General features: G+C 69.8%; 27 protein-coding genes. 13 read left to right on the forward strand and 14 right to left on the reverse strand.

The window, feature by feature from the left end; translation table 11 throughout:
* Positions 1–21: 21 nt before the first annotated feature.
* On the reverse strand, positions 22–807 hold the full coding sequence (locus AB0J95_RS14205) for an RNA ligase family protein (RefSeq protein WP_364757022.1): 786 nt from the start codon (positions 805–807) through the stop codon (positions 22–24).
* A gap of 69 nt (positions 808–876) precedes the next feature.
* On the opposite strand from AB0J95_RS14205, the gene lspA reads away from it, so the two are divergent.
* Together lspA and AB0J95_RS14215 are read left to right on the forward strand one after the other, a co-directional pair.
* Entirely contained in the window at positions 877–1,374 is a 498-nt protein-coding gene (gene lspA, locus AB0J95_RS14210; protein WP_364757024.1) for a signal peptidase II, read from the forward strand.
* A 7-nt stretch (positions 1,375–1,381) separates the two neighbouring features.
* Positions 1,382–1,981, forward strand: a complete 600-nt coding sequence (locus AB0J95_RS14215; protein ID WP_364757026.1) for a GNAT family N-acetyltransferase — start codon at positions 1,382–1,384, stop codon at positions 1,979–1,981.
* Here the strand turns inward: AB0J95_RS14215 and AB0J95_RS14220 are convergent.
* Both AB0J95_RS14220 and AB0J95_RS14225 read right to left on the reverse strand, forming a co-directional pair.
* Complete coding sequence (locus AB0J95_RS14220) at positions 1,946–2,503, reverse strand: GNAT family N-acetyltransferase (protein ID WP_364757028.1); 558 nt, start codon at positions 2,501–2,503, stop codon at positions 1,946–1,948. The genes AB0J95_RS14215 and AB0J95_RS14220 overlap by 36 nt on opposite strands.
* A gap of 9 nt (positions 2,504–2,512) precedes the next feature.
* Complete coding sequence (locus AB0J95_RS14225; RefSeq protein WP_364757030.1) at positions 2,513–3,373, reverse strand: oxidoreductase; 861 nt, start codon at positions 3,371–3,373, stop codon at positions 2,513–2,515.
* 136 nt (positions 3,374–3,509) lie between these two features.
* Here AB0J95_RS14225 and AB0J95_RS14230 point away from each other — a divergent pair, with 136 nt between their 5' ends.
* Entirely contained in the window at positions 3,510–4,325 is an 816-nt protein-coding gene (locus AB0J95_RS14230; RefSeq protein WP_364757032.1) for a helix-turn-helix transcriptional regulator, read from the forward strand.
* Here AB0J95_RS14230 and AB0J95_RS14235 read toward each other — a convergent pair.
* Complete coding sequence (locus AB0J95_RS14235; RefSeq protein ID WP_364757034.1) at positions 4,309–7,962, reverse strand: family 78 glycoside hydrolase catalytic domain; 3,654 nt, start codon at positions 7,960–7,962, stop codon at positions 4,309–4,311. The two genes, AB0J95_RS14230 and AB0J95_RS14235, sit on opposite strands and share 17 nt — an antisense overlap.
* Positions 7,963–8,457: 495 nt before the next feature.
* On the opposite strand from AB0J95_RS14235, the gene AB0J95_RS14240 reads away from it, so the two are divergent.
* Positions 8,458–9,207, forward strand: a complete 750-nt coding sequence (locus AB0J95_RS14240) for a glycoside hydrolase (protein ID WP_364757036.1) — start codon at positions 8,458–8,460, stop codon at positions 9,205–9,207.
* Positions 9,208–9,244: 37 nt separating this feature from the next.
* On the opposite strand, the gene AB0J95_RS14245 is transcribed toward AB0J95_RS14240, so the two are convergent.
* Positions 9,245–9,733: an FBP domain-containing protein gene (locus AB0J95_RS14245; RefSeq protein WP_364757038.1), complete on the reverse strand. Its 489-nt coding sequence runs from the start codon at positions 9,731–9,733 to the stop codon at positions 9,245–9,247.
* A 66-nt stretch (positions 9,734–9,799) separates the two neighbouring features.
* On the opposite strand from AB0J95_RS14245, the gene AB0J95_RS14250 reads away from it, so the two are divergent.
* The gene (locus AB0J95_RS14250) at positions 9,800–10,372 is read left to right on the forward strand and encodes a WHG domain-containing protein (protein ID WP_364757040.1); all 573 of its coding nucleotides are present in this window, start codon (positions 9,800–9,802) and stop codon (positions 10,370–10,372) included.
* Positions 10,373–10,449: 77 nt separating this feature from the next.
* On the opposite strand, the gene AB0J95_RS14255 is transcribed toward AB0J95_RS14250, so the two are convergent.
* On the reverse strand, positions 10,450–11,256 hold the full coding sequence (locus AB0J95_RS14255) for a helix-turn-helix transcriptional regulator (RefSeq protein WP_364757042.1): 807 nt from the start codon (positions 11,254–11,256) through the stop codon (positions 10,450–10,452).
* Positions 11,257–11,372: 116 nt separating this feature from the next.
* On the opposite strand from AB0J95_RS14255, the gene AB0J95_RS14260 reads away from it, so the two are divergent.
* Entirely contained in the window at positions 11,373–12,530 is a 1,158-nt protein-coding gene (locus AB0J95_RS14260; protein WP_364757044.1) for an MFS transporter, read from the forward strand.
* Here AB0J95_RS14260 and AB0J95_RS14265 read toward each other — a convergent pair.
* The 4 genes from AB0J95_RS14265 to AB0J95_RS14280 are packed head-to-tail and all read right to left on the reverse strand — an operon-like array spanning position 12,500 to position 15,919.
* On the reverse strand, positions 12,500–13,327 hold the full coding sequence (locus tag AB0J95_RS14265; protein ID WP_364757046.1) for a class II fructose-bisphosphate aldolase: 828 nt from the start codon (positions 13,325–13,327) through the stop codon (positions 12,500–12,502). The two genes, AB0J95_RS14260 and AB0J95_RS14265, sit on opposite strands and share 31 nt — an antisense overlap.
* Positions 13,327–14,196, reverse strand: coding sequence for a hexose kinase (locus AB0J95_RS14270; protein WP_364757048.1), 870 nt, complete (start codon positions 14,194–14,196; stop codon positions 13,327–13,329). The genes AB0J95_RS14265 and AB0J95_RS14270 overlap by 1 nt, the downstream gene beginning before the upstream one ends.
* Positions 14,181–15,044 carry an ROK family protein gene (locus tag AB0J95_RS14275; RefSeq protein ID WP_364757050.1) on the reverse strand — a complete coding sequence of 288 codons (864 nt, stop codon included), beginning with the start codon at positions 15,042–15,044 and terminating at the stop codon, positions 14,181–14,183. The genes AB0J95_RS14270 and AB0J95_RS14275 overlap by 16 nt, the downstream gene beginning before the upstream one ends.
* Positions 15,041–15,919, reverse strand: coding sequence for an SIS domain-containing protein (locus tag AB0J95_RS14280; RefSeq protein ID WP_364757052.1), 879 nt, complete (start codon positions 15,917–15,919; stop codon positions 15,041–15,043). The genes AB0J95_RS14275 and AB0J95_RS14280 overlap by 4 nt, the downstream gene beginning before the upstream one ends.
* A 165-nt stretch (positions 15,920–16,084) precedes the next feature.
* Between AB0J95_RS14280 and AB0J95_RS14285 the strand changes: the two genes are divergently transcribed.
* Positions 16,085–16,870 (forward strand): DeoR/GlpR family DNA-binding transcription regulator, encoded by a 786-nt coding sequence (locus AB0J95_RS14285; RefSeq protein WP_364757054.1) that lies wholly within the window; start codon positions 16,085–16,087, stop codon positions 16,868–16,870.
* A 19-nt stretch (positions 16,871–16,889) separates the two neighbouring features.
* Positions 16,890–17,705, forward strand: coding sequence for an alpha/beta hydrolase (locus AB0J95_RS14290; protein WP_364757056.1), 816 nt, complete (start codon positions 16,890–16,892; stop codon positions 17,703–17,705).
* Positions 17,706–17,727: 22 nt separating this feature from the next.
* On the opposite strand, the gene AB0J95_RS14295 is transcribed toward AB0J95_RS14290, so the two are convergent.
* Genes AB0J95_RS14295 through AB0J95_RS14305 form a run of 3 tightly spaced genes read right to left on the reverse strand, consistent with a single transcriptional unit; the run spans position 17,728 to position 20,245 of the window.
* Positions 17,728–18,117: a VOC family protein gene (locus AB0J95_RS14295; RefSeq protein WP_364757058.1), complete on the reverse strand. Its 390-nt coding sequence runs from the start codon at positions 18,115–18,117 to the stop codon at positions 17,728–17,730.
* A 56-nt stretch (positions 18,118–18,173) separates the two neighbouring features.
* Complete coding sequence (gene glmS, locus AB0J95_RS14300; protein ID WP_364757060.1) at positions 18,174–19,970, reverse strand: glutamine--fructose-6-phosphate transaminase (isomerizing); 1,797 nt, start codon at positions 19,968–19,970, stop codon at positions 18,174–18,176.
* A gap of 14 nt (positions 19,971–19,984) precedes the next feature.
* Positions 19,985–20,245, reverse strand: a complete 261-nt coding sequence (locus tag AB0J95_RS14305) for a hypothetical protein (protein WP_364757062.1) — start codon at positions 20,243–20,245, stop codon at positions 19,985–19,987.
* Positions 20,246–20,412: 167 nt separating this feature from the next.
* On the opposite strand from AB0J95_RS14305, the gene AB0J95_RS14310 reads away from it, so the two are divergent.
* The 5 genes from AB0J95_RS14310 to AB0J95_RS14330 all read left to right on the forward strand — a co-directional run bounded on the left by AB0J95_RS14310 (position 20,413) and on the right by AB0J95_RS14330 (position 25,365).
* The gene (locus AB0J95_RS14310; protein ID WP_364757064.1) at positions 20,413–21,138 is read left to right on the forward strand and encodes a class I SAM-dependent methyltransferase; all 726 of its coding nucleotides are present in this window, start codon (positions 20,413–20,415) and stop codon (positions 21,136–21,138) included.
* A complete protein-coding gene (locus tag AB0J95_RS14315) occupies positions 21,139–23,016 on the forward strand; it encodes a lyase family protein (protein ID WP_364757066.1) in 1,878 nt (625 codons plus the stop codon).
* Positions 23,017–23,057: 41 nt separating this feature from the next.
* Positions 23,058–23,579 (forward strand): SigE family RNA polymerase sigma factor, encoded by a 522-nt coding sequence (locus tag AB0J95_RS14320; protein WP_364757068.1) that lies wholly within the window; start codon positions 23,058–23,060, stop codon positions 23,577–23,579.
* Positions 23,576–24,421, forward strand: a complete 846-nt coding sequence (locus tag AB0J95_RS14325) for a hypothetical protein (protein WP_364757070.1) — start codon at positions 23,576–23,578, stop codon at positions 24,419–24,421. Before AB0J95_RS14320 ends, AB0J95_RS14325 begins: the two co-directional genes overlap by 4 nt.
* A gap of 389 nt (positions 24,422–24,810) precedes the next feature.
* The gene (locus tag AB0J95_RS14330) at positions 24,811–25,365 is read left to right on the forward strand and encodes a DUF1707 domain-containing protein (RefSeq protein WP_364757072.1); all 555 of its coding nucleotides are present in this window, start codon (positions 24,811–24,813) and stop codon (positions 25,363–25,365) included.
* On the opposite strand, the gene AB0J95_RS14335 is transcribed toward AB0J95_RS14330, so the two are convergent.
* Positions 25,349–26,740 (reverse strand): FAD-dependent oxidoreductase, encoded by a 1,392-nt coding sequence (locus AB0J95_RS14335; RefSeq protein ID WP_364757074.1) that lies wholly within the window; start codon positions 26,738–26,740, stop codon positions 25,349–25,351. The two genes, AB0J95_RS14330 and AB0J95_RS14335, sit on opposite strands and share 17 nt — an antisense overlap.
* Between the last annotated feature and the right edge of the window lie 30 nt (positions 26,741–26,770).

The following is a 26,770-nucleotide window of genomic DNA, read 5'->3' on the forward strand; positions in this document are numbered from 1 at the left end:
GGAGGCGCTGGGCACAGGCGTTCAAACACCTCCATACATCACCGCCGGGTCTGCGAGCTGGTTGGGCACGATGGGCCGGTCCATCCAGTGCGAGCCGGAGTCGAGTACCGCGGTGAGGAACGTTGGCCGGACCCACTTGAAGCGTCCGGTGACCGCCCCGTCGGACTCGACCTTGACGTAGAGGCCTTCCATCTCCTCGGACATGTCGGTCTCGGCGGTGACCTGAGCCGGGTCGACGCCGCTCCCCTGCGCTGCCGCGATGAGGTTGTCCTTCCACGACGGAGTCCGGCATGTCGACGGGCCGACGAATGCCGTCAATGCGCCCAAAGTGGACAGGGAACCGCTGTGCAGCACCGGCACGGACGCGATCGGCAGCCCGGTAAGCAGCTCTCGCCGCGCGGCGGTCGACAGGAATGTGTCGGACGCGAGGTCCAGGATGTCGAACTCGCAGAAGTAGTGCGGCAGGGCGTCGTAGAACACGGTGTGCTTGGCGTACATCCACTCGCCGTATACGACGTAGCGGTCGCCGATGCGGGCGAACAGGGCGTGCTGGATCGTGGCGGCCCAAGCCTTGAGTGGGCCGAACTGTCGTTCGCGAGGGCCGCCGGTGAGGTAGTGGCCGCGGCTCTGCAGTTGCAGGGTGCCGTCGGCGGTGAAGCTGATGGCCGAGTTGGCGCCGTCCAGCTTCTCCTCCACGACGAGGAACTTGCCTTGGACCTCGCGGAACGGCACCGAGGACAGGTCTTCGTCGCCGGGCTGCAGGCGCGAGCCGGCGAGGTGGTGGGTCCTCGGGTACTTGCGTAACACGCTGTGAGTTATAGCGGTTGCGGGCGGCCGGGCTCGACCGAATTCCGGGCCCCGTTAGGCTGAACGGCAATGGACAGCACAGCTTCTCGCCCGTCGGCGATGCGGATACCGGTGGTTTTCGGCGTCGCTGCGCTGGTCGTGCTCGTCGACCAGCTGACCAAGCTCTGGGCGGTGTCGGCGTTGCCGGGCCGGGCGCCGGTGTCGTTGCTCGGTGATTTCATCCAGCTGCGGCTGTTGTACAACTCGGGTGCGGCGTTCTCGATCGGCGCGGGTTCGACGTGGATTTTCACGATCGTCACTGCGGTGGCTGTCGTGGTTCTGGTGCGGTTCGCGATGCGTCCGTCGTCCTCGTTGCAGGGTGCGGCGCTGGCGTTGCTGCTGGGTGGGGCGGTCACGCACCTGCTGGACCGGCTGTTCCGGGCGCCCGGGTTCGCGCAGGGGCATGTCGTTGACTTCATCGACTACAACGGCTGGTTCGTCGGCAATATCGCGGATGTCGCGTTGACGGTGGGCGCGGTGTTGCTGGTGGTGAGCAGCACCAAGTCGTCGCGGTCGGACGAGGACTGACACGTTCGTGGATCCGCTGGAGCTGTTGCGGCTGGAAGCGGAGACCATCTGGGGCCGGGAGGCGGGCGGTCTGGGCTGCGGGACGGTGTTCGCGACAGCGACGACCTTCGACGGCCGGACCGAACTCCTCGACGGTCATCCCGAGATCACGCCTGAGACACCGGCCATCATCACCGCCGCCCGGTGCTGGATCCTGACTCCCCCGGCTCGGCTCCCCTCCGCTCCCCCTGGGCTGGCTCTCGTGCACGACCACCGTGACCTGCGAGCACCCACCGGCTGGGACCCCGACGAGTGGCGGCTGCTGTTGGCAGGCGAGCGTGGGCCGTGGGCTGCCCTCGTAGACGACGATGACGTGGTGAGTCTGGCCCGCTGTGCGCGGCTGACCGAGCGGGCCGCTGAAGTCGGCGTACGGACCCAGGACGCGTACCAGGGCCGCGGCTTGGCCTCGATCGTGGTCCGCGCATGGGCAAAGCTCGTCGCTGCGGATGGCAGGGTGCTGTTCTACAGCGCCCTCGCAGACAACCACGCCTCCCACCGTGTTGCCGCCAAGTGCGGTGCCGAGCCGTTGGGCTTACTCTGTCGCCTCGGGATCAGCCCAACGCCGTAGCACTGCCACGTCGGGCCACGCCATACGCAGCCCGTTGGGTGTGCCGTTGAGGCGCGTCGGGTCTCCACCCGGCGGTGACACGGGCGCCGTCTCCACGCATGTGGCTCCGCAGGCACGGTAGAACTGTTGGGCGGCGGTGTTCTGCTGCAGTACCCACAGGAACATGGCACTGCCCGTTGCCCGCTCGGCGATGGCTTGGGCGGCGTGGGCGACAAGGCGTCTGCCGATGCCGGTTCGGTGCTGATCGTGGATGACGTGCAGGTTGTCCACGAAGCTGCCCCACTCGGGGTCCTCGTCGAACATGACGTGGATGAAACCCACCAGCCGACCGCCGTGCTCGGCGAGGATGGTCTGGGTGTTGGCCGGGTGGGCGAGCCGGGCCGACCACACCGAGCGGCGGTCGGCCTCGACGTCGCCGTCCAGGAACGAGTCGGCGAAGGCGCCGCGGTAGTGCCGCCGCCAGCTGTCGGCGTGCAACAAGGCGATCTGGTCGGCGTCGGCTGCCCCCGCGACTCGGAACACCTCACCAGCTTAGGCGGCTCCGATGGCCTCAAGATCGGCCAGCGCGTCATCCGGCAGTTCGAGCGCGGCGCCGGCGATGTTCTCGCGGAGGTGGTCGGCCGAGGACGTGCCGGGGATGAGCAGGATGTTCGGTGAGCGGTGCAGCAGCCAGGCCAGGGCCACCGACATGGGTGTGGTTTCCAAGCGTGTGGCGATGTTGTGCAGGGTGTCGGACTGCAGTGGGGACATGCCGCCGAGCGGGAAGTACGGCACGAAGGCGATGCCCTGGCGTGCTGTGCTGTCGAGCAGGTCGTCGTCCTGGCGGTTGGCGATGTTGTAGAAGTTCTGGACGCACGCCACGGGCGCGATCGACTGGGCTTCGGCGAGCTGGTCGGCGTTGACGGTGCTCAGGCCGAGGTGGCGGATGAGGCCCTGCTGGCGGAGGTCGGCGAGGGCGCCGAACTGGTCGGCGATGGAGCCTGGTTCGGCTGAGTCGAAGCCGCCGACGCGCAGGTTGACCACGTCGATCACGTCGAGGTCGAGGCGTTTGAGGTTGTCGTGGACCTGCTGTACGAGTTCAGCCGGGGTGCGGGCGTGCGGCCAGCCGCCCTGGTCGTCGCGGCGGGCGCCGACCTTGGTGACGATGTGCAGGTCGTCCGGGTAGGGCGCGAGAGCTTCGCGGATGATCTCGTTGGTGACGTGCGGGCCGTAGAAGTCGGCGGTGTCGATGTGCCGGATGCCCAGGTCGATGGCGGTGCGCAGGACGGTGATGGCGGCGTCGCGGTCCTTGGGCGGGCCGAAGACGCCCGGTCCGGCCAGTTGCATGGCGCCGTAGCCGAACCGTGGGACGGTGATGTCGGCGAGGTGGTAGGTGCCGCCAGGGAGAGTCATGGTTCCTTTCCGCTCGCCGGTGTCTCCGGGAGCGATGTGAAGAGTGCCCGCTCCAGTTCGGCGCTATCCAGTGCCCCGGGCATCCTGGGGGTGGCGGGACCAGGCTCGATGAGCGGAAGCCTCTTAGCATCGAGGTATGAGCAATGCGCTAGGCGAGTACTTGCGGGCGCGGCGGGAGCTGATCGATCCGGCCGAGGCGGGGCTGCGGGTCGTGGGTGTGCGCCGCACTCCTGGGCTGCGCCGTGAGGAGGTCGCCACGCTGGCCGGGATCAGCGCGGACTACTACCTGCGTTTGGAGCAGGGCCGGGACCGCAATCCGTCGCCGCAGGTGCTGGAGGCGCTGGCGCGGGTGTTCCGGTTGGACGAGGTCAGCACGCAGTACCTGCTCAGCCTGTCCAGTGCGCGCCCGGCGAAGCCGCGTCGTGAGGTGGTGCCGGCCGGGATCCGGCAGTTGCTGGACGTGATCAACCTGCCTGCGTTCGTGGAGAGCCGGACGTTCGAGGTGCTGGCCGCGAACCGGCTGGCCAGTGCCGTCTCGCCGAACATCCGGCCGGGTGTGAACCGGTTGCGCGCGATCTTCCTCGACCCGGTCGAGCAGGAGCTGTATCCGGACTGGGACAAGGTGGCGCGGGGCCTGGTCGCCGGGTTCCGTGCGTCGGTGGGCAGTGACGTCACCGATCCTCGGATCGTTCAACTGGTCGGTGAGCTGTCGCTGGGCAGCGAGACGTTCCGGAAGTTGTGGGCTCGGCACGATGTGACCGCGTTGGCCGGTGGTTCGTTGCGGCTGCACCATCCCGAGTTCGGCGAGCTGGAGTTGCGCCGGGAGAAGTTGCCGATCGCCGACTCGGGCGGGCAGATCCTGGCGATCTACCACGCCGAGCCGGGTTCCCCGGCGGCCAGTGTTTTCGAGTCGCTGACCGCCGGGGACGCGGAGATCAAGCAGGCGCGGTGAATGTGTAGGAGCCTGCTGGGAGGAAGTACGTGCCGGGCGCGGTCGGTACCGCCTGGGCTGGGAACGCGATCGCGGCAGGTTGTGTGGTCGGGACGGTGACGGTGGCCGAGGTGCCCGCGGGGATGGTCACCCGGAGGGTGAGGGTGCCGCCGGAGACCGACCAGTCGCTGGTCGCTCGCCCGTACGGCGTCTCGTAGTCAGACGTCGCCGAGGTCAGGCCACCGCCGGGTTGTGGGGCGATCCGCAGTGCCGAGTAGCCGGCGCTCGCCGGGGACAGGCCGCCGACCTGGCGGTAGAGGAAGTCGCCGACCGAGCCGAGGCCGTAGTGGTTGAACGAGTTCATGCCTGGGTCGTTGAACGTGCCGTCGGTGCGGATGCCGTCCCAGCGTTCCCAGATCGTGGTGGCGCCCTTGCTGATCATGTAGCCCCAGCCGGGGAATCCGGGTTGCAGCAGGATTTGGTAGGCGGTGTCGGCATGCCCGTGGTTCGCCAGCACTGGTAGCAGGTTCTCCACGCCGAGGAAGCCGACGGTCAGGTGGCCCCCGCTCGCGGCGACCTTGGCGGCCAGTTTGTCGGCGGAGGCCTGGACCCGGTTGGCGGGCAGCAGGTCGAAGGCCAGCGCGAGCACATAGGCGGTTTGGCTACCACTGCCTACAGTTCCGTCAGCGGCGACGAACCTGCTGGTGAACGCGGACGCCACCCGGTCGGCCAGCGTGCCGTAGGTGGCGGCTTCGCTGGTGTGCCCGCTGGCCGCGGCCATGCGCGACAGCAGCCGGGCCGACCAGCCGAAGAACGCCGTCGAGATCAGGTCCTGTGCGGTGTTGTCGTTGACGTTGAGCCAGTCGCCATAGGTCTCGTGGTTGCGGATGAGGTCGCTGCCGGAGGTGCTGCGCAGGTACTCGACCCACTTGACCATGGCGGCGAAGTGCGACTCGATGACCCGGACGTCGCCGTAGCGCTGCCAGAGCGTGTACGGGACGATCACGCCCGCGTCGCCCCATCCGGCCTTGCCCGCGCCGTCGAGCACTCCCGGTGCGACGTCGGTGAAGGCGCCGTCGGGGTGTTGTGCGTCGGTGAGGTCGTCGGCGAACTTGCCCAGGAAGTTGCTCACGTCGACGTTGAACGTCGAGGTGGCGGCGAAGATCCCGATGTCGCCGGTCCAGCCGAGCCGCTCGTCGCGTTGCGGGCAGTCCGACGGGATGGACAGCATGTTCGAGCGTTCACCCCAGAGAATGTTGTGCTGCAACTGGTTCACCAGCGGGTTCGACGTGGTGAAGGTGCCGGTCTGGGCGCCGGTGGTCCACATCGCGCGTCCGGTGACGGTGCTCGTGGTGGGCGCCGAGGGCAGGCCGGTCAGTTCGACGTACCGGTAGCCGTGGACGGTGAACCGGGGTTCGTAGGTCTCGGTGGTTCCGGTGCCCGCCAAGGTGAACCGGTCGGTGGCCTGTGCCGCGCGGAGGTTGTCGGTGTAGATGGTGCCGTCGGGGTTGAGGACCTCGGCGTGCCGCATGGTGACGGTCGTGCCCGCGGGGCCGGTGACCACGAGGCGGTTCCAGCCGGTGAAGTTCTGGCCGAGGTCGGCCACCCACACGCCGGGTTTGGGCTGGGTGATCGCGACCGGGCGGAAGTCCTGTTGCACGGTGACACCGTTGTCCACTTGGGACACCAGGGTGGGTTTGGCGTCGGTGCGGACGGTCGCGGTGGACCAGGCGCTGTCGTTGAACCCAGGGTTGTCCCAGCCGGTGGCCGCGAGCTGGGCGTCGTAGGTCTCGCCGTGGTAGAGGTCGTCGGACCGGATCGGCCCGTCGATGGTCTTCCAGGTGCCGTCGGTGCGGACGAGCGAGGTGGTGCCGTCGGTGAAAGTCAGCTGTAGCTGCGCGGAGTACCACGGCCGTGTGCCGTAGAGCTGGTTGCCCGCAAAGCCGACGCTGCCGGAGTACCAGCCGTTGCCCAGCATGGCGCCGAGCGCGTTGTCGCCCTGGCGGATCTGCGCGGTGACGTCGTAGACCTTGTACTGCAGGCGTTTGGTGTAGTCGGTCCATCCTGGAGCGAGGACGTCGGTGCCCACGCGGGTGCCGTTGAGGCGGGTCTCCTGCAGGCCGAGCGCCGTGGTGAGCAGCCGTGCTGCCGCGACCGGTTTGCTGACGGTGAAACCCTTGCGCAGCAACGGAGAGGGCGCGCTGACGGTGACGTTCGAGCCCCACGGGCCGGTGCCGTAGGTGGTCAGTGCGCGTGCGGCGGGCCAGGCGCTGTCGTCGTAGCCGCGCTGTTGCCACCCGGCCGGGCCGGTCTGGCTGGATTTCCAGGCGCCGTCGGTGACCACGGTCGGTCCGTTCTGGACGGTGAGCTTCGCGATCACGCCGGCCGGGCTGGCGGAGGTGTTCTCGCTCTGCACCGCGATGGTGTTCGCGCCCGGGGTCAGCTTCCCGCTCAGGTCCACGACGGTCGCGCGCTTCCACGAGTCGGCCACCCGCGGCGAGGAACTCACCTGCGTGCCGTTGACCCACACGACCGCGGTGTCGTCACCGGTCACCACCAGGGACGCCTTCGCGGGCGCTGGACCGAGGTCCACCGTGCGCCGGAAGAAGCGGGTCGCGGCGGGCACTCCAGCGGCCGGATCGCCTTCGGGGTACCAGATCCAGCTCGCGCCGCTGAGGTCCGGTGTGGCCCCGGACCTGCCGATGAAGTCGCCGGTCCACTCGCTCGAGGGCGAGCGCAGGCCGGTCTCGAAGCGTTGGGTCGCGCTCCAGCCACTGACCCGCCCGTGTGCGTCCCACACCCGCACGCGCCAGGTGTAGGCGGTCATGGAGGTGAGCGCCGGGCCGCTGTAGGTCACGTCGACCTGCTTGTCGGAGGCGACTCGTCCGCTGTCCCAGATGTCGGTGCCGTTCTTGGACACCACGAGTTGGTAGGCGGCCTGGCGTTGCTGCACCGCCGATGAGGTCAGTTTCCAGCCGAACCTCGGTTGGGCGTCGTCGATGCCCAGGGGGTCACGCTGGTGTTCGACGGTTCCGCTCGCGACGCTCAATGGTGAGGCCGCCGCCGGGTCGGGCAGGACGACGTTCTGTCCCCACGGCGCCGTGCCGTACGCGCCCAGATCCGTCACGCCTGGCCAGGCGTTGTCGGTAAAACTCGGCTGTTCCCAGCCTTCCGGGACTGTGCGTGAGGTCTTCCAGCTGCCGTCGGTGCCGACCGCGGTGGTCCCCGAGGCGGTGGTGACCTGCGCGCACCCGAGTACCCCGGCGGGACCGCCGGTGTTGCGGACGGCGACCGCGAGGGTGTTCGTGCCCGTGACCAGCGCTGGCCTCAGGTCGACCGACACCGCGGTTCGCCAGGAGTCCGCGACGCGGGTGGAGGACGCCAGCGGCTTGCCGTTGAGCCAGACATCGACGGTGTCATCACCGGCGACGACGAACCGCGCGTCGCTGACGGCGCCCGACGCGACGGTGAAACTCTTGCGGAAGTAGCGATACGCGGCCGGGGCGTCGACCCGGGGATCGCCTTCCGGATACCAGATCCAATGGGCACAGGACAGGTCGTCCGCGGCTGCGGCGACCGCCGCGGGCTGGACTAGGGGTACTGACAGGACCACGGCGGCTGCGGCGACGACCGCTCGCCAGCTGTTCCAGAGCAGCATGCAGGGCTCCCCGGGCTAGGCTTGACGCGAGACTGAAACGTTTCAATCACCGTGGCCAGTGACTGTAACCACTCCGTCACCCCCGCGCAATGCTCCGAACGTCGGCGACCGACCACCATGCCGAATGCGGCGCACCCCCGCACGCAGAGGCGATCCACGCGCGGCGGATCGGATTCATCACCGGCTGGTGGCGCTGCGCCTGCCGGACAAACGACCGAGGCGCTGACCCGCCTGGCCAACCGGATGGTGCAGTGAGGTACCACTACGGACTGTAGCTGAGGGGCGGATATCGGGTCGCATGGCTGAGGCATCGCCGGATCAGGTGGTTGTCCCTCGGCGATGTCGACGTCCCCGTGGCGCATTCGATGCGACGAGCGCATTTCTGGAAGCGTTTCCAGTCATCGCGTCGTCCCTTGCGGGTACATCACCAGTATGTGAATTCGGCCACCGGCGGTTATTCTGAGAGCGCTCCCATACCCTGCGAGAGGAGTTCTCATGCGAAGCACCATCCGTGCCCTCACATCAGCGGTCGTGCTGGCCGCGGGCACGATCTTGACGGCCGCCGGGCCGGCCCACGCGGATGTGACCATCTGTGACCAGTTCGGGTCGACCACGATCCAGGGTCGCTATGTGGTCCAGAACAACCGGTGGGGCAGCTCGGCGGCCCAGTGCATCAACGTCACGTCCACCGGGTTCCGGATCACGACCCAACAAGGTTCCAAGCCGACCAACGGTGCGCCGCTGTCGTACCCGTCGGTGTTCCTCGGCTGCCACTACACGAACTGCTCCCCCGGCTCGACGCTGCCGATGCAGGTCAGCCGGATCCGCAGTGCGCCGTCGTCGATCACCTACCGGTATGTGGGCGGGACGTTCGATGCCGCGTATGACATCTGGCTCGACCCGACGCCCAAGACCAATGGCGTGAACCAGATGGAGATCATGATCTGGTTCAACCGCCAGGGGCCGATCCAGCCGGTCGGCGGCGTCACCGGCAACACCTCGATCGGCGGCCGCAGCTGGCAGGTGTGGCAAGGAAACAACGGGTCGAACAACGTGATCTCGTACGTGGCGCCCTCGCCGATCACGTCGTGGTCGTTCAGTGTGCTCGACTTCGTCAACGACGTCCGGGCCCGTGGGCTGATCACCACCGCGTGGTACCTGACCAGCATCCAGGCCGGCTTCGAGCCGTGGAGCGGCGGCGTGGGCCTGTCGGTCGACACCTTCTCGGCGTCCGTCAGCGGATGACCCAGCCGGTGGGGCGGCCGTGCGCCGCCCCACCGAGCTAGTTGTCGGTGACCTTGGCCAGGAACCCGGTCAGCGCGGTCATCGTGCGGGAGACCTGGTCGGGCAGGCTGAGCGACTCGTTCGGGCGGCCGTCGGCGGTCTTCTTGCCCCGCAGGTACAGCGAGCAGGCCAGGTCGCTGCAGATGTAGGTGCCCACCGAGTTGCCGAGCTGGCCACTCTTACCGGCCTTGCGGGCGGTCATCAGGGACACGCCGTTGCCGAGGTGGGTGGTCAGGCACAGCGAGCACATGCTGCGGCGCAGCTGGCCAGTGCCGGCGGCACGGCGCAGGGCGATGCCGACGATCCGCTCCCCGGTGTCGGTGACGAGGTAGGCGCGGTCGGGTGCGGCGGGGTCGGTCCAGCCGAGGAAGTCCAGGTCGTCCCACGAAAGCGACGCCAGGTCACGGGGTACGGCCAGTCGCTTCGCCTCGCCTTTGCTGCAGTTGACGAAGGATGCGCGGATCTCTTGTTCGGTGACTGGTCGCATGGAAACGACGCTAGCTTTCCTAGGGGTCCTAGGCAAATAATTAAGGCCTCTAGGAAGGGGTGAGGTGTGGCACGTGCGGGGCTGAGTCCGGAACGGGTGACCGAGGCCGCGGCGGAGCTGGCCGACGAGGTCGGGTTCGACAACATCACCGTCTCGGCGTTGGCGCGGCGGTTCGGGGTGAAGGACGCGAGCCTGTACTCGCACATCCGCAACGCCCAGGACCTGCGGATCCGCGTCGCGCTGCAGGCGCTCGCCGAACTGGCCGACCAGGTGGCCGAAGCATTGGCCGGGCGGTCGGGCAAGGACGCCCTCATCGCGTTCGCCAGTGCCTACCGCAGCTACGCCAAGGCCCATCCCGGCCGGTACGCGGCCATGCAGATCCCCCTCGACCCAGACACGGCACGAGCCAGCGCCGGTCCGCGCCACGCGGAGATGACCCGAGCCATCCTGCGCGGATACGCGTTGGCCGAACCGGCCCAGACCGACGCGGTCCGCCTTTTGCACAGCGCATTCCACGGCTTCGTGAGCCTCGAGAAATCCGGCGGCTTCGACCACACCCCGCGTGCCATCGACGACTCCTGGGCCCAGGGTCTCCACGCGCTCGACGCGATGCTGCGGAACTGGCCCGCTGCTGGATGACCCGCGCCACGGGTAACTGACGCGGTCAGGGTATGTGTTGCCGAGATGGAGCCTGGGCGTGCCGTCGCCCGACCAACTTAGGTGTGCGAGACCCAGGAGGAGCCGAGCAGGACCAGGGCGTCGGCGCTGGGCGAGCCGGGTTCGGCCGAGCCGACGAGGAGGTACTGGCCGTTGGGGCCGCGGACGTCGAAGGCCCGGTAGGTCAGCTCGATGCGGCCGACGATGGGGTGGTTGAACCGCTTGATCCGCACGGACGTGCCCTCGACGCGGTTGGCGTTCCACAACTCGGCGAACTCGGGGCTGCTGGCCAGCAGTTCGTCGACCAGCGGGGTGACTTCGGCGGGGTCGTAGCCGCTGGCCAGCCGCAGGGTGTGCACGGAGGCGGCGGCGATCTCGGCCCAGTCGGCGAACAGGTCGCGCGCGGCGGGGTCGTGGAAGACCGCGCGGGCGAGGTTGTCGCGGTGGGCTAAGGGCGCGAGCAGGGCGTCGGCGAGATCGTTGGTGGCCAACAGGTCCAGGCGGCGGTTGGTCACGTAGGCGGCCGCGGCGGGGAACGTGTTCATCAACCGCCGCAACGCCGGATCCACGTCCGCGCGCGGCGGCACGTACGGGATCAGCCCGGCGAGGCGGTAGGCGTGCATCAACGCTTCGATGTCCAGCTGCAGTGCGCGCCCGATGGCGTCCACGACCGGCATCGACGGCTTGCGTTCCCGGCCCTGCTCCAGGCTGGTGTAGTAGTCGGCGCTTACCCCGGCCAGCACGGCGACCTCTTCGGGGCGCAGCCCGGTGACACCGCGCGGTCCGGTGCCGGCGAGGCCCGCGGTGGCGGGATCGACCCGGGCCCGTTGCGCCCTGAGGAACTCACCGAGCTGGTTAGCGGTCACGAGATCACCGTAACAGTGTCGAGGCCGGTGTTCTGTGGTGCGATTGACTGTCAGTTCGTGCGCTGTCACTGGGAGGGGTCATCACTGTTCGGCGGGGGTGGTCAGTCGCCCTGATCGTGTTATGCCAGGGATCGCAGGCCCTGGTGATCGGCGGGATCGCGTTGTTCATGCCGCTGATCCGCACGGACCTGCACCTGAACTACGCCCAGGGCGGGACGCTGGCGGCGGTGTCGACGTTCACCTACGCGTTCATGCAGGTGCCCGTGGGTGTGCTGGCCGACCGGGTGGACGCCAAGAAGCTGCTGCTGGTGGGGTTGCTGGGGACGAACGTGCTGGCGGCGGGGTTCGCGCTGATCGACTCCTACCCGTGGCTGGTGGCCATCCAGGCGGTCAGCGGGATCTTCCGGTCGCTGTCGTTCGCGCCGGGGCTGATCCTGATCGGCCGGCAGTTCCCGCCGGGCAAGCAGGCCACCGCGATGGGCCTGTACGTGGCGGGCGGGTTCTCCTCCAGCATCGTGCTCAACCTGACCGGCCCGCTGCTGGTCGGCCCACTCGGGTGGCAGGGCGTGTTCCTGGTGACCGCCGGGTTCGGCATCCTCACCTTGATCGCGTACTGGCTGATCGGCGCCGACGGCAAGATCACCGGCCAGCGCAAGCAGCCGCCGCTGCGGGAGCTTCCGCGGCTGCTCAAGCACCCGGTCGTGGCGATCACCGGCGTGATCCAGTTCGTCCGGCTCGCGGCCACCCACGGGACCATCCAGTGGCTGCCGACGTTCGTGCACGACCAGAAGGGGTTCTCGCTGCAGACCGCCGGGTGGCTCGTGGCGATGGGTGCCGCGTTGACAGCGCCGTCGAACATCATGGGCGGGTACGTGGCCGACAAGACCGGGCGGCCGCGCGCGGTGGTCGGGATCTCCCTGGCCGTGATCGCGTTGTCGCTGGCCGGGTTCGTGCTGGTGGACTCGCTGGTGATGCTGGTAGTGGTCGTGGCGGTGAACTCGATCGTGATCCAGCTGTACTTCGGGCCGCTGTTCGCGATCCCGATCTCCTACCTCGGGCGGGAGGTCGCCGGGGCGATCAGCGGATTCGGCAACTTCTGCGCCAACCTCGGCGGGTTCACCGCGGTCTGGGCGATGGGCGCGCTCAAGGACGCGACCGGGTCGTTCACCCTCGGGTTCCTGCTGCTTGCCGGGTTGTGCGGGGTCGGGATCGTGGCGGTGCTGGCGTTGAGCCGGATCCCGGTTCAGCAGCTGGAGAGCACACCCAGCAACTGAGCCACGGTGTCGGCCATGGCGTCGCGTGCGGGGGCGAGGTACTTGCGCGGATCGGTCGTGGTCAGGCCCTTCTCGCGCAGGGCGCCGGTGAAGGCCACGTTCAACGCCGTGCCAATGTTGATCTTGACCATGCCGTGCCGGATGGCCTCCCGCAGCTCGGTGTCCGGCACACCTGAGGAGCCATGCAGCACCAGCGGCACCGGGACCACATCACGCAGGCGGGCGATGAGCGAGTGATCGAGAGTGGCCGTGCGCGTCGTCATCGCGTGCGAACTGCCTACCGCCACGGCGAGTGCGTCGACCCCCGTCGCCTCGACGAACGCACGGGCCTCACCGGGGTCTGTCCGCGCACCCGGTGCGTGCGCGCCCTCTTTACCGCCGACCTCACCCAATTCGGCCTCGATCCACAGACCCGCCGAATGCGCCCAGTCGGCGGCTTTCCTGGTGGCGCGGACGTTCTCGGCGTACTCCAGCCGCGAGGCGTCGTACATGACCGAGCCGCACCCGGCGTCCGCGGCCTGGCGCAGCAGGATGTCGTCCTCGACGTGATCCAGATGCAGCGCGACCGGCACAACGGCCTCCGCGGCCAGGGCGGCGGTCGCGCGGGCGATGGGCAGCAGCCGGCCGCCGTGGAACCGCACGCAGTTCTGGCTGATCTGCAGCAACACCGGCTGCCGCGCGGTCTCCGCGCCGGCGATGACGGCCTCGGCGTGCTCCAGGGTGATCACGTTGAACGCGCCGACCCCGGTGCCGGAGCTCACGGCCTGGTCGATGATCGCGGAGGTGGGCAGCAGCATCACGCCTCCCGGACGGTGATCAGCCCCGCGAGCCGCCGGTAGGTGGGGTCGTCGAACGTGCCCGCGACCGGCGCGCACACCGCCGCCGCGGACAACGCGACCGCATCGGCCAGCAGATCCGGCCACGGCGTTCCCAGCCGTAGTCCCCGCGCGAGCGCCGCGGTGAACGCGTCGCCCGCGCCGGTCGCGTTGCCGGTCACCGCGGGCGGGCAGGCCAGCCAGGCGCCGTCCGACGTGGACAGACACGCGCCCTTGGCGCCGAGTGTGGCAGCGACCGGGACACCGAGCTGGGCACAGTCGGCCGGAAGGTCAGGTTTCCGGCCGAGCAGCCGGGTCAGCTCGTCCAGGTTGGGCTTGATCAGCGCCGGACCCGCGGCCAGGCCCTGGCGCAAGGGTTCGCCGTCGGTGTCGAGGATGACCGGCGCGGGCGACCGGCGGATCAGCTGCGCGTACCCGTCGACCGGCACACCCGGCGGCAGGCTCCCGCACAGCACCACGACATCGGCCCGCGCGGCGAGCAGGTCGAACTCGGTGAGCAGCGCCGCCCACTCCCAGGCGCTGATCTGCGGCCCGGGTTCGTTGAACAACGTCGCCTCCTCGTCGGAGACCACAGTGACCGTGCGGCGGCTCGGCCCCGCGATCGGCACGAACCCCGGCAGCCGGGTCCGCAGCACGTCGTCGGCCAGGCCGGTGGCCTGCACGGGTTCGCCGAGCTGGGTGAGCACGTCGGCGACGTTGACGCCCTTGCCACCCGCGCGGGTGTGCACGTCCCCGACGCGATGGGTGCCGCCGCGGCGCAAGGTGTCGACGCGATAGGTCACGTCGAGCGCGGCGTTCGGGGTGACCGTGAGGATCATCCGAGCCGCCACGCGCTGATCGCCGCACCCAGCCGTCCCGCGGTCGCGCCCAGGGCGGCTTTGACCACCCGCGGCGGCATCCGCCAGGCGATCCGCGCGGCCAGCTCGGCACGCAACGGTTCCATCAGCGTGTCCCCGGCCTCGGCCAGGCCGCCGCCGATCACGATCACCGCGGGGTCGAGCAGCATCGTGTACGTGGTCAGCGCGTACGACAGCGCGCAGATCGCGTCCGCCACCACCGCGCGCGCCTTGGGGTCGGTCGAGGTGATCACGTCGGCCGCGGTGACACCGGGTGTGCCGTAACGACGCACCAATGCTGCAGCAGATGCGTAGGTTTCCAAGCATCCGCGTTGCCCACACGCGCACGGCTCGTCGCCCACCGGTACCGGCGAGTGCCCGATCTCCCCCGCCATCCCGTCCGCGCCCCGGTAAGGCCGCCCGCCGATGACCGCGGTGCCCGCGATGCCGGTCCCGATCGGCAGGAACAGAAAGTCCTGCATCCCTTGGGCCGCACCGAACTCCGCCTCGGCCAACGCGCCAGCGCGCACGTCGTGCACGAGCGCCACGGGCAGGCCGAGGCGTTCAGTCGCGATCGCACGCAACGGCAGGTCACGCCAGCCGAGGTTGGTGGAGTAGCGAGCGATGCCGTTCTGTTCGTCGACGATCCCCGGCACCGCCAGCCCCACCGCGTCGGGCGTCCCGGCAGCCGCCACCAGGTCGGCGGCGAACGCCAGGATGCCCTCCACGGTGTCCGGCTGCCGCAGCGTGGGCCGCTGCTCAGCGGCCGTGCTCGTGCCGTCCGGGGCGACGACCGCGCCCTTCATCAGCGTTCCGCCGACGTCCAGCGCGACGACGCTCATGTCAGGATCACGGAGCGGGTCAGGCTGCGCGGGGCGTCCGGGTTGAGGTTGCGCCGGGCGGCCAGCTCGATGGCCATCCGCTGGGCGCGCACCAGCTCGGCCTGCGGGTCGAGCAGGGTCAGCTGCAGTTCGGCGCCGGTCGCGCGGACCTCGTCGATCAGGCCGTCGGGCGCGTCGCCGAACATCCACACCAGGGAGGCGACGTCGGCGATGGCGATCGGGCCGTGCCGGTACTCCATCGCCGGGTAGGACTCGGCCCAGGCCTGCGCGGCCTCGCGGACCTTCAGCGCGGCCTCGTTGGCCAGGCCCACCGTCCAGCCCGCACCCAGGAACGTCACCTGGCGGAACCCGTTGGCGTCCGCGGGCAACGGCATGTGCAGTGCGCGTTCGGCCTGCTCCGGTAGCCCGGACACGTCCTGTCCGAGGTGCGCGCGCAGCAACGTGAGCAGGGTCGTCGGGAACCGGGTCTGCACGACCGAGCGCTCGTCGGCGAAGTCCAGCACGATCACGTCGTCGCTGTGGTCAGCCGCGGGACTGCCAGGCACGGCGGTGATGGTGAGCGTCGCGGCATGCCCGTGCACCACCGACATCGCGCGCAGGATCTCGGTCGTCGTGCCCGAGCGGGAGATCGCGACCACCCGGTCGTAGCGGCGGCTGGTCGGGAACTCCGACGCCGCCCACGCATCCGTCTCACCCAGGCCCGCGCGTTCCCGCAGCACGGCGTAGGCCTGCGCCATGAACAACGACGTGCCACAGCCGATCACCGCGACCCGTTCGCCCGGCTCGGGCAGTCCGCCCGGCCTGCTCGCGGCCAGGTCGATGGCGTGCCGCCAGCAGTCCGGCTGGCTCGCTGTTTCCTCCGCCGCGTGACTCATGCGTCTCCAGGTGCGATCTTGTGAGCGTTTCTGCTTCATAGTAGTTCGGAGAGTGCAGCTTCACGCAAGACTGGGCGTGGTTGTTGGCGTTTCCCGCTGTTTACTGTGACTATCTGCACCGATCAACAAACTGGCCGGCTGCACACGGGCCTGGAGGCATGCACTATGGCGTCGCACGAGCGATGGAACGCTCTGCTGGAGATCATCGCGCGGGACGGGCGCCTGGAAGTCGAGTCCGCCGCCAGCGAGCTGGACGTGTCCACCGCGACCATCCGCCGCGACCTGGACCGCCTGGCCCAGCAGCAGATGGTGACCCGCACCCGGGGCGGCGCGACGGCCAACAACGTCTCCTACGACCTGCCGTTGCGCTACAAAACCGCGCGGCATGCCACCGAGAAGGAGCGCATCGCGCGCGCCGCGGCAGCGCTCATCCGCCCCGGCGCTGTCGTCGGCCTCAACGGCGGTACGACGACCACGGAGGTCGCGCGGGCACTCGCCACGCGCGCGGATCTGCACGCGAGCGCAGGCGAACCTGCACTCACGGTCGTCACGAACGCACTGAACATCGCCAACGAACTCACCGTCCGCCAGCACGTGAAGATCGTGGTCACCGGCGGTGTCGTGCGCCCGCAGTCCTACGAGCTGACCGGGCCGCTGGGCACGTTAGTGCTCGAACAGCTCACCACCGACCACCTGTTCCTCGGCGTCGACGCGGTCAGCCCCGCCGCCGGGGCCACCGCGTACAACGAGGGCGAAGCGAGCATCAACCAGCTCATGGTCGCCCGCAGCCGCCAGGTCGTGGTCGTCGCCGACTCCTCCAAGCTCGGCCGGCACGCCTTCGCGCGCATCTGCGACATCCGCCAGGTCGACGTCGTCATCACCGACTCCGGTGCGGACAGCGCGATCGTCGCCGAGTTCACCGACGCGGGCGTTCAGGTCATCCGCGCCTGAAAATCGGCACAATCGAGGTGTGGCCGACCTCCGTACGAAGGTGGCTCGCGTGCTGCCCACCATCCTGATCGCCGTGCTGCTGGTCTTCGCCGCGTTCTTGGGCCTGCAGCGCAAGCTGATCTACTTCCCGGACCGCGACCTGCCGACGGTCGCCGACGTCCTGCCAGGCGCCCGTGAGGTCCAGTTCGGCACCGAGGACGGCCTCACCCTGGGCGGCTGGCTCGTGCCACCCCACGCTCAGGGACCCGGCTACATGGTGCTCGTCGCCAACGGCAACGCCGGCAACCGTGCCGACCGCGCACGACTGGCCTCAGCACTGGCCGACGCGGGCATGGCGGTACTGCTGTTCGACTACCGCGGCTACGGCGGCAACCTCGGCAGCCCCGACGAGGCCGGTCTCACCCGAGACGCCCGCGCCGCCTACACCTACCTGACCGACACCCTCGACCTCCGGGCCGACCAGCTGATCTACCTCGGCGAAAGCCTCGGCGCCGCGGTCGTCACCCGGCTCGCCGCCGAACACCCACCCGCCGGACTGGTGCTCCGCTCCCCGTTCACCTCGCTCGCTGACGTGGGCCGCGAGCACTACCCCTTCCTGCCCGTGAGCCTGCTCCTGCGCGACACCTACCCCGTCGCCGACACCATCACCAAGGTCAAAGTCCCGACCACAGTCGTGCTGGGCACCGCCGACACCGTCGTCCCACCCGCGCAGAGCCGCGCTGTCGCCGCGGCCGCAGGCGCCCGGGTCGTCGAGGTCCAAGGCGCCGACCACAACGACCCGGCCCTGACCGACGGCCCCCAGCTCATCGCCGCCGTCACCACCCTGCTCGGGTAACCCGGGAAAATCCTCCCGGGTCTCAGTCGAAGGGGCTGCAGAGGTCGACGTCGTTGCCGTCGGGGTCGCGCAGCTTGGAGTAGCGCATGCCCCAGAAGGCGTCCCACGGTTCCTTGTGACCGGTGTACCCGGCGGCGACCATGTCCTTGTAGACCACGTCGACCTCATCGCGGGACTCCACCTGCACCTGCAGCACCACCGGGTGCCCGGTGCCGCGCTGCCACTCCGGGTCGAACGACCGGATGGTCTCCTCGGTGTCCCAGGCCATCATGATCCCGCCGGGCAGCTCGATGTGCACATGCGGCTCGGTGTCCGCCGACGCCGGGATGTCGAGGCCGAGGCGGCGGTAGAACGCCAGCGAACGGGCCATGTCGGCCACCGCCAGTTGAATCGCACTCACACGAATACTCATGCCGGCCACGCTAGGACCTCGGGCCGGCATGAGTCTTGAACGAATCGGACGCCTGACTACTCGACCGTCACGGACTTGGCCAGGTTGCGGGGCTTGTCGATGTCCCGGCCCAGCGCCGCGGCCACGTGGTAGGCCAGCATCTGCAACGGGATGGTCAGCAGGATCGGGTCCAGCTCCGGCTCGTTGGCCGGCACCCGCAGCACCGCGTCCGCCAGGCCGTCGGGCAGTTCGGCGTTGGTCACCGCGATCACCGGGCCACCGCGCGCCTTGATCTGCTCGATCGTGCCGATGTTCTTGGCCAGCAACTCATCGCGCGGCACCACGACCACCGAGGGCATGTGCGGGTCGATCAACGCCAGCGGCCCGTGCTTGAGCTCGGCGGCCTGGTAGGCCTCGGCGTGCACGTAGGAGATCTCCTTGAGCTTCTGCGCACCCTCCCGCGCCACCGGCCAGCCGCGGACCCGGCCGATGAAGAACATGTGCTCGGCGGCCGCGTACTTCCCGGCCACATCGGCGATCTCGTGGTCCAGGCCCAGCACGGTGTCGATCTGGTCGGGCAACGCCTGCAACGCCGACACCAGCCGCGCGCCATGCGCCGCCGACAGATCCCGGACCCGGCCCAGCAGCAACGCCAGCATCGCGAACGACACCGCCATGTTCGTGAACGCCTTGGTCGAGGCCACCGACACCTCAGGGCCCGCGTGCAGGAACACGCCGCTGCCGCACTCCCGCGCGACCGCGCTGCCGACCACGTTGACTGCGCCGATCACGTTGCCGCCCTTGCGTTTCAGCTCCTGCACCGCCGCGAGGGTGTCGAGGGTCTCGCCGGACTGGCTGATCGCCACGTACAAGGTGTCGGAGTCCACGACCGGGTTGCGGTAGCGGAACTCCGAGGCGGGCTCGGCGTCCGCGGGGATCCGCGCCAGCTCCTCGACCAGGTTCGCGCCCATCTGCCCGGCGTAGTACGCGGTACCGCAGCCGAGGAACTTCACCCGCCGCACACTGCGCAGCTCCCGCGGTTCCATCCGGATACCGCCCAGGTGCGCGGTGGCGAACCGGGTGTCCAGCCGGCCCCGCAGCGCCCGGCGCACCGCCTCGGGCTGCTCGGCCATCTCCTTGCGCATGAAGTCGGAGAACTCGCCCAGCTCGTAGTCCTCGTCGGTCAGCTCCACGGTCTGCGCGCGCCCGGTGGTGTGGAAGTCGTTCGCGCGCACCGTCGCGATCTCGCCGTCCTCCAGGTACACCACCCGCTGGGTGTGGCGGACCAGCGCGGCCACGTCGGAGGCGATGAACATCTCGCCCTCGCCGACGCCCAGCACGATGGGCGAGCCGTTGCGCGCCACCACCAGCTCGTCCGGGCGCTTGGAGTCCAGCACCACCAGCCCGTAGGTGCCCTCGACCCCGCGCAGCGCGGCGCGCACGGCCTCCTCGAGCGTCTCGGCCTGCTCGGCGGCGGCCGCGATCAGGTGCGCCAGCGCCTCGGTGTCCGTTTCGGACACCAGCACCACGCCCGCCGCGGTCAGCTTGCTCCGCAGCTCGTCGGAGTTCTCCACGATCCCGTTGTGCACCACCGCGAACCGGCCGGTGGCGTCGGTGTGCGGGTGCGCGTTGGTGTCGTTGACCTCGCCGTGCGTGGCCCAGCGGGTGTGCGCGATACCGACCCCGCCGGGCTGCTTGCCGACCTGCTCGCGCAGCTCCCGCACCCGCACCGCGGCCTTGTGCACCTTGAGGCGGCCCCGGTGCACCAACGCCAGCCCGGCCGAGTCATATCCCCGGTACTCCAGCCGCTGCAGTCCCTCCAACAGGACCGGCGCCGCCTCCCGCTGCCCGACGTAGCCGACGATTCCGCACATACGCAAAGTCCCTTTCAGCCGTACACGATCCGCCGCAGCTGCCGCTCCGACAGCTGCGGTGCCGCGACCCGGCGCGCCGCCAGCTCGGCCGCGATCACCGGCCAGATCCGCGCGTTGCCGTAGTGCCGGCGGCGCAGCTCCGCGTGCCGGCGGCGGACGAACTGCTCGGCCGTCTCACCGAAGTAGGCGACCACATCGGCCACCAGCCGCTCGGCGGTGTCCGGTGCCAGCCCGGTCGTGGCGACGACGTGCCGGACCAGTTCGGTCTGGGTCATGGCGCCCGAGCCTGACACCTCCCGGCCGGCAACTCAACTCCTGTGCCCGAAATCGGGCACAGATCCGTCGAGCCACACGTTCGGGCGACATCAGTAGCGGAGGGTAGCCGGAAGCGCGCACGATGAGTAGTCGCCCTACCCCGGCATTTCGCGCGCGAGGAGCGACCATGGAGCACGACGTCAGCAACCTGCTGTACCGGCACCCCGAGTGGTACGAGTCGGTCTACGACGGCGCCGGTCACGCGGCCGGCCGCCTGGCCGAGACCCAGTTCCAGGCAGTGCTCGGCCGCCTGCCCGCCAGCCTGCTCGACATCGGCTGCGGCACCGGCCGCGACCTGGAGTACCTCGCCGCGCTCATCCCGGACGTCGTCGGCGTCGACTACCAGCAGACCATGATCGACTACGCCCGCGCCCAGCGGCCCGGGATCGACTTCCGCACCGGCGACATGCGCACGCTGCGGCTGCACCGCACGTTCGAGGCCATCACCAGTTTCGGTCTCGCGCTCACCTACATCCACGACAACCACGACATCGACCGGGTCATGACCACCTACGCCACCCACAGCGTTCCCGGCACGGTCCTCATCCTGGAGACCCTCGACCCCGGCAAACTCGACCTGCTGCCCGCGCGGTTCACCATTCCGGCCATGCACGCGACCGCCGATGCCGTCTACCGCCACCACCCCGGCCACCAACTGCTCGAACGCACCCGCGTCTGGCGGCTCGACGGCGAATACGTCCGCGACAGCGTCCGGTTCCGCGTGCTCTACCCGCAGGAGCTCGCCCACTACCTCGACCGGCACGGCTTCGAGCTGCTCGGCACGCACACCGTGGCCGGCGAGAAGACCGCCGCCAGCATGTTCGTCGTCGCCCAGTACCGCGGGGAGGCCTGAATGCGCGTCGAATCCGACTCCCTCGGCGAGGTCACCCTGCCCGACGACGTCTACTACGGCGTCCAGACCGAACGCGCCCGGCGCAACTTCGCCGTCTCCGGCCAGACCCTCGGCGGCCAGACCGCGCTGCTGACCGCGATCGCCCAGGTCAAGAAGGCCGCCGCGCTGGCCAACCAGGACATCGGCGTGCTGCGGCCCCCGGTCGCCGCCGCTATCCGCCAGGCCGCCGACGAGATCATCGACGGCACCATCGGCCCCGGACAGTTCCCCGTCGACGTGCTCTCCGCGGGCGGCGGGGTCTCGCCGAACATGAACGTCAACGAGGTCATCGCCAGCCGCGCCACCGAGATCCTCTCCGGCCGCCGCGGCCACGACCTGGTCCACCCGAACAACCACGTCAACGCCGGACAGTCCACATCGGACGCCATGGCCACCGCCGTGAACGTGGCCCTGCACCGGGAGATCCTGAAACTCCGCGACGCCGTGGACTACCTCGGCGACGCGCTGCGGGACAAGATCGCCGAACACCGCGACACCGTCAAACTGTCCCGCACCTGCCTGATGGACGCCGTCCCGGTCACCTTCGGCCAGGCCTTCGGCGCCTACCTCGCCGTCGTGCGCCGGGGCGTGCAGCGCCTGACCAGCGCCGCCGAAGCCTGCCTGGACGTACCCATGGGCGGAACCGTTGTGGGCACCGGACTCGGTGTCGGCGCCGGGTACGTCGAGGCGATCTACCCGCGGCTGCGCGAGGTCACCGGCCTGCACCTGCGGCGGCACCCCGACTTCTTCGACGCCTTCCAGAACGGCGACGTGTTCCAGTACGTCTCCACCATCTTCAAGGCGCTCGCCTGCGGGTTGATCAAAATGGCCAAGGACCTGCGCATCCTCGCCAGCGGCACGCGCGCGGGCCTCGGCGAGATCGCCCTGCCCGCCGTGCAGGCCGGCTCGTCGTTCATGCCCGGCAAGGTCAACCCGGTCATGGCCGAGCTCGTCGTGCAGGTCGGCCTGCAGGTCTGCGGCAACGACACCGTGGTCACCATGGCGGTCGAAGGCGCCGAACTGGACTTCAACGCCTGGACCGCGGTCATCGTGAAGAACCTGTTCGAGTCCATCCGGCTGCTGACCGCCACCATGCCGTTGTTCGCCGACAAGTGCCTGCGCGGCCTGGAAGTCCGTGTCGAGCACAACCGGCGGACCGCCGAGAACTCCCTCGGACTGTCCACAGTGGTCGGTGGCGTCTACGGCTACGACGCCGGTGCCCGCGCCGCCCACCACGCCGCCGACCACGGCACCTCCATCAAACAAGCCGTGATCGACCTCGGCATCGCGCCCGCCGCCACCGCCGAACGCCTGCTCGATCCCGTGGTGCTCACCGACGCCAGCCGCAGCGCGACCCTGCTCGACGACATGGTCACCGAACAACGCCGCAGAACCGCCGCCCTGGTCGAGGACCTGTCCCCCGCCGCCCGCGCGGCGATCTACCAGGCCACCCGCGCCATCGCCCTGGCCGACAACCAAGTCAACCAGCACGAACAACAAGCCCTCGACGTCGTCGCCGAAGCCCTGCACCTCACCGACGTGCCCGCGGCCGACTTCCACGGCCTGACCGCCGCCGAACGCGAACTCACCTACGCCTGCGCCGCGTGGCTGGCCGCGGCCGACTCCGTCACCGACGACGCCGAGACGAAGCTGCTGGCGCACCTGCGTGACACCTTGGAACTGAACGAGGCCACAGCGGACGGCCTGCGGGAACGCGTCGACGCCCTGCGCGCGGAACGCCGCCGCTACCTGCCACGGTCCGAGCAACTGCCCTGGTGGGAGGAGTTCGCCGAATTGCTCACCCGGCTCGTGCAACCCGCCGCGGCACCGCAGGCGTGACTAGGGCGGTACCGCGGAACAACCAGCACGGGGAGAGGTCGATGAGAGACCGGGACACCGGGTTCACGGATTTCTTCGTGAACCGGTCGGATGCCCTGCGCCGCACGGCGTACCTGCTGTGCGGCGACTGGCACCGGGCCGAGGACCTGGTCCAGACCTCGCTGAGCAAGCTCTACCTGGCCTGGGGCCGGATCACCCGGCACGACTCGCTCGACGCGTATGCCCGCCAGACCCTCGTGCGGACGTTCCTGTCCGAACGCAGGCTCGGCTGGTTCCGCAACGAACGGGTCACCGACGACCCCGCCGACACCCCGGCACCGGGCCGCGGGGGCACCGAGGACCGGATCGTCCTGCTGGCGGCGCTCAAACGGGTCCCGCCCGGGCAACGCACCGTGCTGGTGCTGCGGTACTGGGAGGACATGTCGGTCGACGAGACCGCCGCGCTCCTCCGATGTTCGACCGGGACGGTGAAAAGCCAGGCCGCGCGGGGGCTGCAGACGCTGCGCGGCCTGCTCACCGACCACCTGGCAGCTCAGCACCCCGACCGAAAGAGGACCGAATGAACGAGCAGGAGCTACGCGACGGCCTGCGCGACGCCATGGCGGCCAGCAGCCCACCGCCACCGATGAGCCCCACCTCCGCGCTGGACGCCGCCCACCGCGCGCACCGTCGCCGCCGGGCCCGCTGGGCCGGAGCCGGCGCCGCGGCCGCCGTGGCGGCACTCGCCGCCGGAGCCGTCCTGGCCGTCAACCGCGGCCCGGCCGAGCTGCCCATCGTGGACCCCGCCGCGGGCGCGAAGACCACTGCGGCCGGGAAGACCCAGCCGCAGTGGCCCGATGGGCAGACCGACCGCACCGCGCGCAACGGTCCCCGCGCTGAGAAGAGCGCCGCCCTGCTGCAGGCCCTGACCACGGCCCTGCCACCGACGCTGGGCGTGGACACCGACCTGAAGTACCCGCAGAGCAAGGACCCGGTGACCGCACCCCAGTCGCAGTACATCGACACCATCAACGGCAAGCAGATCTGGGAGTACATGGCCACCGCGGAGGTCTACGCCAAGGCCGCCCCCAATGCCGGCAGCGCCCGCCTCGTCGTCCAGGTCCGCACCCCCGGCAACACCGACCCGGCCGACCCCTGCGCACTGGCGAAGAGCTTCTGGGGCGCCGGCGGCACCTGCGTGTCCAAGGACATGCAGGGCAAGAAGGTCGGCGTGGCCACCAGCACCGAGCAGGGCTCGACCAGGCAGACCGCGGCCTACCGCTACAGCGACGGCACCACTGTCTTCGCCAGCCAGTCGGTGAGTCCGCGCAACAACATGGACCCGGGCGGCGGCATGACCACCCCTCCGCTGACCGTCGACCAGCTCTGCGCGTTCGTGCTCACCCCCGGGTTCCAGCTCGGCTGAGCGGGACCCGGGACGGCCATCGCCGCGCCCTGCTCGCGGCGGTGGCCGCCACCTATTTCCACGAGTGGTACCGTTACCAACAATGGGAACGGTAAGAGCCGCCGGGCGCATGCTGCTGGTGAGCGGACGCTCGGCGTACGTGGAGGAGTCCGGTACGGGCCCCGGCTGGGTGGTCTTCGAGGCCGGGCAGGGACTGGGGCGGACGCGTTGGAACGTCCAGCGCGTGTCCCCGCCGACACCTACGCCACCATGCTCGCCGAGGACTTCGTCCCCGCCTGCCGGACGGCACTTCGCACCTCGAACACGTCGGCTCCGGCCAAGTCAGCCAAACCGGACAACCCACCCTCATCGCCGACCGGATCGGCCGGCGGCTCGAAGGAGCCTGAACCATGCGCGCATCCGATGAGGACCGGTCCAAGGCCGCGGCCCTGCTGCAAGCCGCCACCGCCGACGGCCGCGTCTCGGTCAACGAACTCGACACCCGCCTGGCCACCGTCTACCAGGCCACGACCCGCGACGAACTCGACTCGGTGGTCAAAGACCTACAGCCGGTCGCGGTGTCCGGATCACCCAGCGCCACCAAGGATGTCGGCGTGATCAGCGACTTCGTCCGCGACGGCCGCTGGGTCGTCGGACCCGGATACCGCGGCACCGCGGTCGTCGGCTCCGGTGTGATCGACCTGCGCCACGCCCAGTTCACCGGCCCCGAGACCACCATCCACGTCACCGCGTGGGTCAGCACGGTCTACGTCGTGGTGCCCGATGACGCCGAGGTGCGGGTCCAAGGCACCGGGGTGCTGGGCGGTTTCACCCTGGACCGCGAGAGCGCGCATCCCGCGACCCGGCGGATCACCGTCACGGGCACCTCGGTGTGCAGCAGCGTGCACGTCGTCCACGAGATTCCCCCGGCCAAGCAACGACGGCTGCTCAAGCGCCGACGTTAGCCAGGTACTTCTCGATCACCGCGTAGTCCTGGGAGATCGCCGCGATGTAGCCGTCCGGGCGAACCAGCACGTGGGTTCCCGGTGTCACGTCGTAGATCCGGAACGCCTCGGGGTCGGTCACCTCGATGCCGTCCGCAGTGCTGAAGCCGAGCAGCGTGAACTGCGGGCCGCGGAACACCTCGAACAACGTCCGGCCATCACCCACCGGGCCGTCGGGTGCGCGGTCACCGGCCTGCACAGCGCCCGGCTCGTCGCGGTCCTCGACCGCCAACGGGCCGCCGCGGTAGGTGATGCCGAGCTGGCGTTCGTCCTTGCCGCGGCCGATGACGGTCTCCGACTGCAGCGACTCGCCCAGCAGCCGCTCGCTCAGTCCAAGGACGTGGGCGGCGACGGGCAGGCGCTCCTGCTCGTAGGTGTCGAGCAGGTCTGCCGAGGCGCCCTGGAGCACCTCGGCCAGCTTCCAGCCGAGGTTGTAGGCGTCCTGGATACCGGTGTTCAGGCCCTGGCCGCCGGTCGGCGGGTGCACGTGGGCCGCGTCGCCGGCCAGGAACACCCGGCCGGCCTTGAACTTCGTGGCCATCCGGATGTTCGGGCGCCACTCGGTCACCCAGGTCAGGTCGCTCAGCCGGATATCCGGCCGGCCGGTCCGCCGGGCCACCACGGCCTGCAGTTGTTCCACAGTGGACAGATCTGGTTCGGGGAACGAGACGACCAGCTGGAACGAGTCGGTGCCGCCCATCGGGCACAGGGCCACGACGTCGTTGCCGTCGCGCCACATGTGCCAGTGGTCGCGGTCCAGGCCTTCGACCTTCACATCGGCCACGAGCATGCGGATGTCCTCGTTGGTCACGCCCTCGAACGGCACACCCAGCAGCCGGCGGGTCGGGCCGCGGCCGCCGTCGGCGCCAACGAGGTAGGCCACCCGCACCTGCTCGGTGCCGTTGAGCGTCGCGGTGACCCCGTCGTCATCCTGCTCGAACGCCGTCAGCTCGGTGCCCAGTTCCACGCTCACCCCGAACTCGGCCAGCTTGCCGCGCAGCAGCTGGGCGGTGCGCCACTGCGGGATCATCCACGGCGTCGGGTAGGGCACGTCCGCGGTCGGTGCGGTGCGCTCGGACATCTCGCCCTCCCAGACGACCTGGTCGCCCTGGTAGGCGCGCAGCGGCGGGTAGGTCGAGCCGTGTGCGAACACCTCGTCCAGCAACCCGAGGTCGTTCATCACCTCGAGCGTGCGTGGCTGCATGCCGCGTCCGCGCGAGCCCTTCGCGAACTCGGTCTCCTTGTCGACGATCCGGCAGTCCACGCCGCGACGGGCCAGGTCCAGCGCCAGCGTCAGTCCGGTCGGGCCCGCTCCCACGATCAGTACGTTCGCCATGATCCCGCTCCTTAACGTCATTAAATCTAA

The organism is Actinocrispum sp. NPDC049592 (assembly GCF_040675465.1).
Lineage (GTDB): Bacteria > Actinomycetota > Actinomycetes > Mycobacteriales > Pseudonocardiaceae > Kibdelosporangium.